Raw genomic sequence first — 12,119 nt, forward strand, 5'->3', positions numbered from 1 at the left:
ATCTCCGCGACGGTGATCATGCCCGCCTCGACTCCCCAATGCTTCGCGATCTGCTCGTACTGCCCGTTGTCGATCAGATACTGCACGGCCTGCTGTACGGCCGGTCCCAGCGCCGATCCCTTGACGACCGGGAACCCGTAGGGCGCCGCGTCGTAGGTGGGCCCCACGGCGGCCAATTGGCCGTCGGTCTTCTTGATCGCGTAGGCGGTCACCGGGGAGTCCGCGGAGAAGGCGTCCACCTGACCCAGGAGCACGGCGTTGACCGCCTGGTCCTGGGTGTCGAACTTGACCTTGATGATCGGATCCTTGCCCGCCTTCAAGCACGCCTCGCTCTTGGCCGGCACCTCGTCGGTGTCCTCCACCGTGGTCGCCTGCACCCCGACCCGGAGACCGCAGGCGTTGTCGGGATCGATGTCTCGCCCGGCCTTGGCCGCCCACTGCACGCCTGCGCTGAAGTAGTCGACGAAGTCGACCTCCTTCTCACGCTCGACGGAGTCGGTGAACGACGACATGCCCATGTCGAAGCTTCCGGCCTGGATAGCCGGGATGATCTTGTCGAAATCGGCCTCGTTGTACTCCGGTCGCACACCGAGCACCTGCGCGATCGCGTCGACGAGGTCGACGTCGAAACCGATGATCTCGCCTTCGCGATTCTTGAACTCGTTCGGCTGATACGGCGGGTTGGTGCCGATACGCAGTCGGCCCGACTCCCGGATCGCCGGCGGAAGCAGCGCGGCGATCTCCGGCTGCTCGGCCACGGTGATCTTGAGCGGCTTGGTGTCGAGGGCCGACTCGTCGACCACGCATCCGGCCAGTGTCCCGACCGCGATCAGCACCGCAGCCACGGCGGACAGCACGCGGACGGGCCGTGATCTGGCGCGCAGCGGTCGCACTCGCATCGACACCTCTCTGATCTGCTCGGCGGGCGGACGCCCAGAGTCCACCTTCGGGGAGACTATGAGTATGGCGGATTCGGCCGCCGCCGATGCCGCGAGGGGCGGATTCGGCTACCCGATCTGCGCGACGACGGCGTTCGCGAACGCACCGGTGGTCGCCGTGCCGCCGAGGTCCCGGGTGGCGATTCCGTCGGCGAGGACGTGCGCCACGGCGCCGTCGACGGCGTCGGCCGCGGCCTCCACCCTGGAGTCGCCGGTCCGGCGTCCGTGCCAACGCAGCAGCATGGCGACCGAACCGATCATCGCCACCGGATTCGCGACGCCGGTTCCGGCGATGTCCGGTGCCGCGCCGTGGACCGCCTGGGCCATCGCGGTGGTCGCCGACGCGTTGATCGACGGCGCCAGTCCGAGCGAGCCGGACAGCTCGCCCGCGAGGTCCGACAGGATGTCGCCGAAGAGGTTCTCGGTGACGATCACGTCGAAGTCGGCCGGCCGTCGCACCAGCAGCGCCGCCATCGCGTCCACGTGCTGCTCGTCGACCCGGACGTCGGGATAGCGCTGCGCCACGTCGCGGCAGACGTCGCGGAACAGTCCCGTGGTCAGCCGGAGCACGTTGGCCTTGTGCACGATCGTGAGATGTCCGCGCCGACGCCGGGCAGCTTCGCACGCCTCGATCGCGATGCGTTCCGACGCGGCGCGCGTGATGACTCCGACCGCCATCGCGACGTCGGGCGTCGGCATGAACTCCCCGCTGCCGACCGTCATATTCCGGTCGGCGTACAGGCCCTCGCTGTTCTCCCGGACCACCAGGACGTCGATGTCCGGAGCAGTCGCCGCGACACCCGCCCATGCCCTCGCCGGACGCAGGTTGGCGAACAGGCCGAACTGCTTGCGCAGCACCGCTCCGGGCGGCGGCGTCCGGAGTTCCACCGGATACGACGCGCTGTCGTGTGGTCCCACCACCCACAGGTCGAAGGCGTCCAGCGCGGCGAGTGTCATGTCGGGGATCGGCGCGCCGTGAGAGGCGATCGCGGCGGCGCCGAACGGCAGGGCCTTCGGTTCCAGGGTGATCCCCTGCCCAGCGAGAGCGCGACTCACCGCATCGAGGGCGACGGGTACCACTTCGGGCCCGACGCCATCGCCTTCGAGGACGGCGATCGGCAGGTACTCGGTCATTCTCCACTCCTCACGTAGCAGTCTCCCTCGGCGAATCGCGAACACACCGCCTGCGCCTCTGCGCGCGATGAGACCCGCTGCACCACCACGTATCGCGTGGACAGTCCGAGGTTCGATCCCGGCAGCATCACCGAGCCCGGATTGCGCGCGACGGCTGCGGCCGCATTGCCGTACTCGTTGAACGCGCCGAGCTGCGCATACCAGTCCCCGCCGCCGGCAGGCGGTGTCACGGTCTGCGGGACCTCGATCTGCGGGGCCTCAGTTTGCGGGGCCTCAGCCGGAGAGGGATCGTCGGTCAGGGTGACGACGGCGGTGTCCTGCGGTGCCCCCGCCTCGGTTCCGGCATCTCCGCCGCCACCGTCGCGCACCAACATCCACGCCAGTACCCCACCGGCACCGAGAAGCAGCACCGCGACGACCACGATCGCGATCAGCACCCCGGAGCCGCCCTTCCGCGGCGGCATCGGGGGCTGTGAATACGGGGGTTGGGGATACGGGGGTTGGGGATACGGATAGTAGAGATTGCCGTCCGCCCCCGACTCCGGGACGTACGAGGTCAACGACACGGGCTCGCCGTGGAGCGTGTGCGAACGATCGTCGCTGCCCTCGGTGGTCATCAGTGCGCCGCGTCGTCCCAGCTGCGGCCGTAACCGACCGACACCTCCAGCGGTACCGACAGGTCGATTGCGCCGCCCATCTCCTCGCGCACCAGCTTCTCGACGGCCGCGCGCTCGCCCGTCGCCACTTCCAGGACCAACTCGTCGTGGACCTGCAGCAGCATCCGCGAACTCAGGCGCTCGTCGCGAATCCGCTTCTGCACGTTGATCATCGCGACCTTGATGATGTCGGCGGCGGTGCCCTGGATCGGCGCGTTGAGCGCCATCCGCTCCGCCGACTGCCTGCGCTGGAAGTTGTCGGAGTTGAGATCCGGCAGATACCTGCGACGGCCGAACAGCGTCGCGGTGTACTCGTTGCGACGAGCGTCTTCGACCACGTGGTGCAGATAGTCCCGCACCCCGCCGAACCGGTCGAAGTACTGCTCCATCTGCTGCTTGGCCTCCTCACGCCCGATCCCGAGCTGCGCGGCGAGACCGTAGGCCGACAGACCGTACGCCAATCCGTACGACATCGCCTTGACGCGTGACCGCATCTGCGCGTCCACCTGGTCGATCGGGACGCCGAACGCCCGCGAGCCGACGAAGCTGTGCAGGTCCTCCCCCGCGTTGAAGGCCTCGATCAGGCCCTCATCCTCCGACAGATGCGCCATGATTCGCATCTCGATCTGCGAGTAGTCGGCGGTCATGAGGCTTTCGAACGCGACGCTCTGCTCACCGAGCGCCACCGCGTCGGGCGCGACGATGAACGCCTGGCGGATCTGCCGACCCGCCTCGGTTCGCACCGGGATGTTCTGCAGGTTCGGCTCCGTCGACGAGAGCCGACCGGTGGCCGCGACGGTCTGATTGAACGTGGTGTGAATGCGCTGATCGTCGGCGACCGTCTTCTGCAGGCCCTCCACGGTCACGCGCAAGCGGGTCGCGTCGCGGTGCTCCAGCAGGTGCTTGAGGAACGGATGCTCGGTCTTCTCGTACAGCGACGTGAGCGCGTCGGCGTCGGTGGTGTAGCCGGTCTTGGTCTTCTTGGTCTTCGGCATGTCGAGCTTCTCGAAGAGCACCGTCTGCAACTGCTTCGGCGAACCGAGGTTCACCTGCTCGCCGATCACCTCGTATGCGGCCTCGGCGGCATCGCGCACCCGCTGCGCGAACTGACCTTCCAGCTCGGCCAGATGGTCGACGTCGACGGCGATGCCCGCGGCTTCGAGGTCGGCGAGAACGAACGCCAGCGGCAGTTCGATCTCCTGCAGCAGCGCCGAGGAGTCGATCCGCTCCAACTCCGTGTCGAGGGTGTCGGCGAGCTCCGCGACCGCCGCGGCCGACAGCATCAGCTGCTCGGCGGCCTTCTGCGCGTCGGCGTCGTCGTCGAGCAACGACAGCTGGCCGTCGTCGGTGGACGAGTCCTCGGCCTTCAGTTCACGACGCAGGTAGCGCAACGCGAGGTCGTCGAGGTTGAAGGTCCGCTGTCCCGGACGCACCAGGTACGCGGCGAGCGCGGTGTCGGAGGTGACGCCCGCCAGCGTCCAGCCACGTCCGCGGAGTGCGTGCAACGCCCATTTGACCTCGTGGATCGCCTTGGGTCGAGTCGTGTCGGCGAACCAGTCCGACAGTGCGGCATCGTCCTCGACCGTCAGCGAGACGGGATCGACGAACGCCGCTTCGCCGTCGGAGCCCGCGATCGCGATGGCCTCGACGTCACTGCCGACCACTCGATGCGGCGCGGTCACCGCGAGGCCGGTGCGACCCGTCGCGGTGTGCTCGGCCAGCCAGGCCGCGACCTCGCCGGCGCCCAGGCGAGTGCCGGAGAGGTCGAAGCCGGCTTCAGCTTCCGGCTCCACGGACGTGAGCGTGGAGAACAGCCGGTCGCGCAACACCTTGAACTCGAGGTCGTCGAACAACTGGTGGATCCGGTCACGATCCCAGCCGTGCAGCGCCAGGTCGTCCGGCCCCGCGGGCAGCGTCATGTCGCGCACCAATTCGGTGAGGCGGCGATTCATGATGACTCCGGCCAGGTTGGCGCGCAGCGAGTCGCCGACCTTGCCCTTGACCTCGTCGGCGCGATTCACCAACTCCTCGAACGACCCGTACTCGCGAATCCACTTGGCTGCGGTCTTCTCACCGACGCCGGGGATGCCGGGGAGGTTGTCGCTGGGGTCGCCGCGCAACGCAGCGTAGTCGGGATACTGCGCCGGTGTGAGGCCGTACTTCTTCTCGACCTCGTCCGGCGTGAACCGCGTCATCTCCGATACGCCGCGCTTGGGATAGAGGACGGTGATGTTGTCGTTGACCAACTGGAGCGAGTCGCGGTCGCCGGTCACCACGTAGACGCGGTAGCCCTGCTGGTCGGCGGCGGTGGCCAGGGTGGCGATGACATCGTCGGCCTCGTAACCGTCGATCGCCATCACCGGGATGCCCATCGCGTCGAGGACGTCCTTCGTCAAGTCGACCTGACCGCGGAACTCGTCGGGCGACTTGCTGCGCTGCGCCTTGTATTCGGGGAACATCTCCGAGCGGAACGTCTGGCGCGAGACGTCGAACGCCGCGGCGACGTGCGTCGGTTCCTCATCGCGCAGCAGGTTGATCAGCATCGATGTGAATCCGTACACCGCGTTGGTGCTCTGCCCGGTGTTGGTCTTGAAGTTCTCGGCGGGCAACGCGAAGAAGGCTCGGTAGGCCAGCGAATGGCCGTCCAAAAGCATCAGGGTGGGCTTGCCACCCGGCTTTCCCCCAGTTTTGCTCCCGGCAGTCTTGTTTCCGGCACCGGACGTGTTGGTTGTCTGCGCTGCACTCACGGTGACGAGTCTAGGTTGTGCCTCCGACAGCCGCGGAGCCGACGCGAAGCCGAGCGACTACTCGGCGTCGTCGGAACCGAGGGTCTCGACCACGATCTCCGCGACCGCCTTCATGGTGACCCGCTTGTCCATGGCGTTGTGCTGGATCCAGCGGAACGCCTCGGGCTCGGTCATCTCCCGCTTCTCCATCAGCAGTCCCTTGGCACGGTCGATGAGCTTGCGCGCCTCGAAACGGCTCGACAGGTCGGCGATCTCGGCCTCGAGAACCGTCAGCTCGCGGTATCGACTGAGCGCCAGTTCGATCGCCGGAACCAGATCGGCCTGGGTGAACGGCTTGACGATGTAGGCCATCGCCCCGGCGTCGCGAGCGCGTTCGACGAACTCGCGTTGACTGAAGGCGGTCAGCATCACGACGGGCGCGATTCGCTTGCGAGCGATCTCGCTGGCGGCGTCGATGCCGTCGCGGACGGGCATCTTCACGTCCATGATGACCAGGTCGGGATCGAGCGATTCAGCGAGGTCGACGGCCACCTGCCCGTTGGGCGCCTCGCCGACGACGTCGTAGCCCTCGTCGCGCAGCATCTCGATCAGATCCATCCGGATCAGCGAGTCGTCCTCGGCCACAACGACCCTGCTCGCCGGTCGCTCGGGCTTGCCTGACTCGTTCATCGATTGGTTCCGATCCTCGCGGCGTTCTGCGTTGGCGCGCTGCGCGTACTTCTCCTCGCGCGGACAAGCGGCGGTGCCCCGGGCCGGACTCGAACCGGCACCTCGTTAGAGACCGCATTTTGAGTGCGGCGCGTCTGCCAATTTCGCCACCGGGGCCGGTGGTGGTGCGAGAAGAGAGTTTACGCATACGCGACGGCGATGCCCTCATGCACCCCCACGTTCTCGCGCGAGTACGCACGTTCGCTGAGACTCTTCCCTTGTGTCCATCTCACACTTAAGGTTACCTGAGAGTAACGACACAGATTTGTCGTTCTGCCGCTCAGCGTCGGCACCGCATTCGGGAGGAACACCACTGTGAAGTCATCTGTTCGTCGGCGTCTGGCGCCGTTACTGGTCGCGGTTCTGACGGCCCTGCCGCTGCTGGCCGTCCCTGTCGGCAACGCCGACGCCGCTGTCTACGGCGCGATGGGCGCCCGGTGGACCCGTACTCACGACGGCGCGCAGAAGTACGGCGGGTATCGCGTCACCCCGGACGTTCCGATCCGCATGTCCGACGGAACCACGTTGCGCGGCAACCTGATTCGACCGACGGACCGATCAGGCAAACCCGTCAGCAGCGAACTTCCAACCATCGTCAACATGACGCCGTACACCAAGATGGTCAGTGCGCTGGCGTCCGAGGTAATGAACTACCCCGTCCTGGTCCCGCAGTTGATCGACCTGCTGAACGGCATCAATCTCCAGGGCACGGTGCTGTCGGGCTACAACGAGTTGGTCGGCGCGCTGCGCGGCGGCCTGATCCAGACTTTCGCGTACGACCCGAAACTGGTGAAGAGCGGCTACAACATGCTGGTGGTCGACGTCCGCGGCACCGGTTTCTCCCAGGGCACCTGGCAGGTCTTCGGCGACCGTGAGCGCCGCGACACGGTCGAGGTCATCGACTGGGCCGCGAAGCAGCGCTGGTCCAACGGCAAGGTCGGGATGGCAGGCGTCTCGTACTCGGCCATCAACCAGGTGCAGGCGGCGGCAGACGATCCCGGCAAGCTCGGCGCGATCTTCCCGGTGGTTCCCGGAGCGGACCTGGTCCGCGACATCATCGCACCCGGCGGCGGCCTCGGCGTCGGCTTCCTCACTCCGTGGCTCACCCTGGTCAACGGTTCCAAGATGATCCCGAACGTCGCCTCGATGCTGAACGGCACCTTCGACTGGCGGTGGCTGGCCGACCGCGTCAAGGATCCGCTCACCTACTTCGACCTGCTGATCGACGCCCTCGTGACCCGCGACGTCAAGAACCTCGCGCCCAACACCCGCGACATCGTCACCGCGAACAGCGAGCGGCGAAAGTCGCTCTTCACCGACGTCGGCCGGATTCAGACTCCGACGTTCACGATCGGCGGGTGGAACGATCTGTTCACCAACTCCGAGTCGCGCATGCTCAACGGCCTCACGCAGCTTCCCGACGCGCAGAAGAAGCTGATCATGGACGACGGCTACCACATCACATCGAGTTCTAATTTCGGCAAGCCGGGACATCCGCCGCGCATCGACGTGCTGGCCCGCGCCTGGTACGACAAGTGGCTCAAGGGCATCGACAACGGCATCGATCGATACGCGCAGGCGACGCTCGCGTCAGAGCCGACCGGCAACTTCCTGCAGGGTCCGACGTATCCCCTCCCCGGGTACACCTACCAGCGCCAGTACCTGCGCGGTACGCCGTCACGTGCGGTCAACACCCCGGTCGCCGGGGACGGCTCCCTCGGATCAGCCCGGCCGACCCGACGCGCCACCCGCGAGGTGAAGCCCGGACTCTCGACCGTCTGCGACCGCGACGCCGCGCAGGCCGCTGCGGGCGTGACGATCCTGTTCGACTTCTGTGGCAAGGACACCCGGTTGTCGGAGGTCGCGGCCCAGACGTTCACCGGTAAGCCGGTCACCGAGCTGACCCGGATCAGCGGCACCCCGACGGTGCACCTGCGGCAACGATTGAAGGCGACCGACGGTTATTGGCACGCGACGGTCAACATCGTCTCCCCCGACGGCCGCTCCCAGATCGTGTCGATGGGCCAGTTGATGGTGTCGTTGCGCGCCGTCGACGCGAGCAAGAGCAAGTACGCGCCGAACGGCGACCTCACCGACCCGTTCCTGCATCTGTCGCTGGAGCACTACGACAAGGTGCGGCCCGGGCAGATCCTGGATATCGACATCCCGATGTCGGCGACCCAGGCCGCACTCAAGCCCGGCGACCGGCTTCGGGTGGACCTCTACTCGTTCAACTTCCCCAAGGCCGTTCCCCTCGGCCCCGGACTGTGGTCGTCGGAGCTGCGGCCGCAGTACATCGAGATCGACCCGAGCAAGCCGAGCTGGGTCAACGTCCCGCTGTCGCGCCCGATTCGATGACCGACGTCGCGCTGGAGATCGCGGTCCAAGACGCCGCGGGCGCCGTGGTCGCACACGCCGGCGGCGCCGATCGCGTGGAACTGTGCACCGCGCTCGGCGTCACCGGCGGACTCACCCCGACGAACGGGTTGATCGCGAGCGTCTGTGCCGTCGGCATCGACGTCCACGTGCTGGTCCGCACCCGGCCGGGCGGCTTCGTGTACACGGAGGCAGAGCTGGCGGTGATGGCGGCCGACATCGCCGCGGCGGTCGAACTCGGCGCCCGCGGCGTGGTGATCGGAGCACTGCTGCCCGGCGGGTCGCTCGACGTCCCCGGGACGCGGATCCTCGTCGACGCCGCCCGCTCGGCCGAGCAGGCGGCGGGCCGCCCCGTGGACGTCACCTTCCATCGGGCCATCGACGCGGCCGCAGATCCGGTCGCCGCGATCGTGGCGCTCGGCGAGCTCGACATCGATCGCGTACTGACCTCCGGCGGCGCTCCGAAGGCAGGCGACGGGCTCCACGTCCTCGCAGCGCTGGTCGGCGCGGACACCGGTGTGCAGGTGATGGCCGGCGGCGGAGTGACGGCGCAAGCGATTCCGGGGATCCTCGCCGCGGGCGTCGACGCCGTCCATCTGTCGGCCAAAGCGTCGATCCCCGACCCCGGCACCGCCGGTCCCGGAGGCGGCTCCGCCGCGGAACTCGAGGTGACCGACGCCGCGCTGGTGCGGGCGGCCGCCGCGGTGCGCCGCGGCTGATGTCGAAATCGACCGCGATGACCGCTACGACAGCCCGCTACGACAGCAAGGCGCCGCCCTGCAGGGAGGCCGCCGACGCCAGCGACTGGAAGTCGTCGCCGATCTCGACGCTGTACAGGTTCGCGACCGGAACGTCGGGCACCTCGAATGCGACGAGGCAGATGCCGCTCTTGAGCTCCGTGAAGTCGTCGAGCGTCGTCGATCCGTAGAGCTCACCGCTGGTGGCGTCGACGATGCGGACCGGCGAACCGAGACCGATCTTCGAGAACGGCCGAGACTTGGTCGCGCAGTCGACCTTGACCGCCCCCGTCGCGGTGAAGTGCGAACTCGAGATGGTACCGACCACGATCGCGACGCCGGCCGCGACGACGAACAGCACCGCCATCACGATGCTGCCGATGCGAATTCCGACCTTCCACCGGCGCTGCCACTGCTTGGTGGGCAGCGGCGCACCCGGCGGTAGGAAGAAGCGCAGATCCGGCTGCACGGGATTCGCGGCCACCGCGGGCTGGTGCGACTGGTCGCGCTCGGTCGTCGGTTCGTTCATGTCAGGCACGGGGCGGGAAGTACTTGATGAGCGCTTCTTGCACCACCGAGGTCGCCAGAGTGCCGTCGCGCATGAAGAAGCGGCCGGAGCCGATCCCTCGTGAGCCCGCGGCCACCGGCGACTCGGAGGCGTACAGCATCCACTCGTCGAAGCGGAACTCGCGGTGGAACCACATCGAGTGATTCACCGTGGCGGCGAAGAGCCGATCGATCCCCCACGACAGCCCGTGCGTGGTGATGATCGAGTCCAACACCGTGGTGTCCGACGAGTACGCCATCGCGCCGACATGCATCAGCGGGTCGTCGGGGAGCACGCCGTCGGCCTTCATCCAGGCGCGATTGTGGTTCAGCTTCTCGCCGGTCTGCTTCATCACCCAGGTGGGGTCGTTGGCGAAGCGGATGTCGACCGGGTGCAACGCGTTGACGAAGGTCTCGATCTTGTCCTCGTACCCCTTGAAGTGCTCGTCGATCTTCGGGAGCTCTTCCGGATACGGGACCTCGGGGATTTCGACGGCGTGCTCGAGGCCGGCCGAGTTGTCCTGGAAGGCCACCAGCATGGTGAAGACGACTTCGCCGTCCTGCTTGGCGGTGACCTGCCGGTTCGCGAACGCACGACCGTCGCGATACCGGTCGATGTGGTACTCCAGCGGCTTGCTGACGTCGCCGCCGCGCACGAAGTGCGCGTGCAGCGCATGCACCGGCGGGTTGCCCTTGGTGATGGTGCGTCCGGCCGCGACGACGCCCTGTCCCATCAGCTGCCCGCCGAAGGTACGCGCGGTCACCTGCTCCGGGTGCTGCCCGATGAAGAGATCGTCGTCGACGCGTTCCACGTCGAGGAGGTCGATCAGCGTCGCCAGGTCGGCGGAGGCGGTCACGCCGTGGTCGTCATTGCCGTCGGTCATCCCACCACACTATGTCAGCGGTGCAGCGCGGAATCGCCTCCCCCGCCGCACCGCCGAAGCGCGCCTCAGTGATCCTGTTCGCCGACGCGGTGGACGTGGATGAAGTTGGTGGAGCCGACCACCGACGCGGGGGCACCGGCGATGATCACCACGGTGTCGCCCTTCTTGAGGCGGCCCGTGCTCACCAGGACCTCGTCGACCTGATCGATCATCGAGTCCGTGTCCTGCTTGCGCGGCACCAGGTGCGAATCGACGCCCCAGCTGAGCGCCATCTGATTGTGCGTCGCCTCGGTGGCGGTGAAGCCCATGAGCGGGACCCGCGAATGCAGGCGGGCGATGCGGCGAACCGTGTCGCCGGACTCGGTGAAGGCGATCATGGCGGCCGCGTTGAGGCGCTCGGCGATGTCGCGGGCCGCATAGGTGACGATGCCGCGGCGAGTGCGGGGAACGTGCGTGAGCGGCGGCACGTCGCGGGTGCCCGCCTCCACCGCGATCACGATGCGGCTCATGGTGCGAACGGTGTCGTGCGGGTGCTTGCCGACCGAGGTCTCCCCCGACAACATCACGGCGTCGGCGCCGTCGAGCACCGCGTTGGCGACGTCCGAGGCCTCGGCGCGGGTGGGCCGGGAGTTCTCGATCATGGAGTCGAGCATCTGGGTGGCGACGATGACCGGCTTGGCCTTCTCGCGCGCCATCTGAATGGCCCGCTTCTGCACCAGCGGCACCTCTTCGAGGGGCATCTCGACACCGAGGTCGCCGCGGGCCACCATGATCGCGTCGAAGGCCAGGATGACGGCTTCGAGGTTGGCGATGGCCTCGGGCTTCTCGAGCTTCGCGACCACGGGCACCCGTCGCCCGACGCGGTCCATGACCTCGTGGACCAGTTCGATGTCGGCGGGGCTGCGGACGAAGGACAGCGCGACGAGGTCGACGCCCAGCTTCAGCGCGAACTCGAGGTCGGCGATGTCCTTCTCCGACAGCGCAGGCACCGAGATGTTCATGCCGGGCATCGAGAGGCCCTTGTTGTTGCTGACGGTGCCGCCCTCGGTGACGGTGCAGACCACGTCGTTGCCGTCGACGTGATCGACCACGAGGCCGACCTTGCCGTCGTCGATCAGGAGACGGTCGCCCGCCACGGCGTCCTGCGCCAGGTTCTTGTAGGTGGTCGAGACGCGGTCGTGGGTGCCGAGCACCTCGTCGACCGTGATCCGGACCTGTTCGCCGTTATTCCAGTCGACGGCGCCGTTGGGCCGTCCGTTGTCTTCGAACTTGCCGAGTCGGATCTTCGGCCCCTGGAGGTCGGCCAAGACGCCGACGGCCTGGCCGGTGGTCGCGCTCGCCTGACGCACGATGTCGTAAACGCTCTGGTGGTCGGCGTGCGCGCCGTGACTGA

General features: G+C 67.6%; 10 protein-coding genes and 1 tRNA gene. 2 read left to right on the top strand and 9 right to left on the bottom strand.

Translation table 11 applies throughout. The features are described 5' to 3' along the window. From GX543_RS12690 to GX543_RS12715, 6 genes are all read right to left on the bottom strand, one after another. A partial coding sequence (locus GX543_RS12690; RefSeq protein ID WP_290852346.1) for an ABC transporter substrate-binding protein occupies nt 1-899 on the bottom strand: 899 nt, incomplete at its 3' end. A gap of 108 nt (nt 900-1,007) precedes the next feature. Further along, on the bottom strand, nt 1,008-2,072 hold the full coding sequence (locus GX543_RS12695) for an isocitrate/isopropylmalate family dehydrogenase (RefSeq protein WP_290852331.1): 1,065 nt from the start codon (nt 2,070-2,072) through the stop codon (nt 1,008-1,010). After that, nucleotides 2,069-2,689, bottom strand: a complete 621-nt coding sequence (locus tag GX543_RS12700; protein ID WP_290852332.1) for an SPOR domain-containing protein — start codon at nt 2,687-2,689, stop codon at nt 2,069-2,071. The genes GX543_RS12695 and GX543_RS12700 overlap by 4 nt, the downstream gene beginning before the upstream one ends. Beyond that, a complete protein-coding gene (gene polA / locus GX543_RS12705; protein ID WP_290852347.1) occupies nt 2,689-5,382 on the bottom strand; it encodes a DNA polymerase I in 2,694 nt (897 codons plus the stop codon). The genes GX543_RS12700 and polA overlap by 1 nt, the downstream gene beginning before the upstream one ends. Nucleotides 5,383-5,532: 150 nt before the next feature. Next, nucleotides 5,533-6,144 (bottom strand): response regulator, encoded by a 612-nt coding sequence (locus GX543_RS12710; RefSeq protein WP_290852334.1) that lies wholly within the window; start codon nt 6,142-6,144, stop codon nt 5,533-5,535. 74 nt (nt 6,145-6,218) lie between these two features. Further along, a tRNA-Leu gene (locus GX543_RS12715) sits at nt 6,219-6,300 on the bottom strand. Between the two features lie 198 nt (nt 6,301-6,498). Between GX543_RS12715 and GX543_RS12720 the strand changes: the two genes are divergently transcribed. Next, a complete protein-coding gene (locus tag GX543_RS12720) occupies nt 6,499-8,541 on the top strand; it encodes a CocE/NonD family hydrolase (RefSeq protein ID WP_290852336.1) in 2,043 nt (680 codons plus the stop codon). After that, nucleotides 8,538-9,278, top strand: coding sequence for a copper homeostasis protein CutC (locus tag GX543_RS12725; RefSeq protein WP_290852338.1), 741 nt, complete (start codon nt 8,538-8,540; stop codon nt 9,276-9,278). The genes GX543_RS12720 and GX543_RS12725 overlap by 4 nt, the downstream gene beginning before the upstream one ends. A 37-nt stretch (nt 9,279-9,315) precedes the next feature. On the opposite strand, the gene GX543_RS12730 is transcribed toward GX543_RS12725, so the two are convergent. The 3 genes from GX543_RS12730 to pyk all read right to left on the bottom strand — a co-directional run. Further along, complete coding sequence (locus GX543_RS12730) at nt 9,316-9,825, bottom strand: hypothetical protein (RefSeq protein WP_290852340.1); 510 nt, start codon at nt 9,823-9,825, stop codon at nt 9,316-9,318. 1 nt (nt 9,826) lies between these two features. Further along, entirely contained in the window at nt 9,827-10,726 is a 900-nt protein-coding gene (locus tag GX543_RS12735) for an acyl-CoA thioesterase II (protein WP_290852343.1), read from the bottom strand. Between the two features lie 65 nt (nt 10,727-10,791). Further along, the coding region (gene pyk, locus GX543_RS12740; RefSeq protein WP_290852345.1) for a pyruvate kinase at nt 10,792-12,119 on the bottom strand (1,328 nt) is incomplete at its 5' end.

It is taken from the genome of Gordonia sp. (in: high G+C Gram-positive bacteria) (assembly GCF_012515855.1).
GTDB lineage: Bacteria > Actinomycetota > Actinomycetes > Mycobacteriales > Mycobacteriaceae > Gordonia.

What these genes read in the sequence shown, in the direction of transcription:
- GX543_RS12730 (WP_290852340.1), bottom strand. Translation starts at nt 9,825, where the DNA reads ATGAACGAACCGACGACCGAGCGCGACCAGTCGCACCAGCCCGCGGTG.
- polA (WP_290852347.1), bottom strand. Translation starts at nt 5,382, where the DNA reads ATGCTTTTGGACGGCCATTCGCTGGCCTACCGAGCCTTCTTCGCGTTG.
- GX543_RS12725 (WP_290852338.1), top strand. Translation starts at nt 8,538, where the DNA reads ATGACCGACGTCGCGCTGGAGATCGCGGTCCAAGACGCCGCGGGCGCC.
- GX543_RS12695 (WP_290852331.1), bottom strand. Translation starts at nt 2,072, where the DNA reads ATGACCGAGTACCTGCCGATCGCCGTCCTCGAAGGCGATGGCGTCGGG.
- GX543_RS12710 (WP_290852334.1), bottom strand. Translation starts at nt 6,144, where the DNA reads ATGAACGAGTCAGGCAAGCCCGAGCGACCGGCGAGCAGGGTCGTTGTG.
- GX543_RS12735 (WP_290852343.1), bottom strand. Translation starts at nt 10,726, where the DNA reads ATGACCGACGGCAATGACGACCACGGCGTGACCGCCTCCGCCGACCTG.
- GX543_RS12700 (WP_290852332.1), bottom strand. Translation starts at nt 2,689, where the DNA reads ATGACCACCGAGGGCAGCGACGATCGTTCGCACACGCTCCACGGCGAG.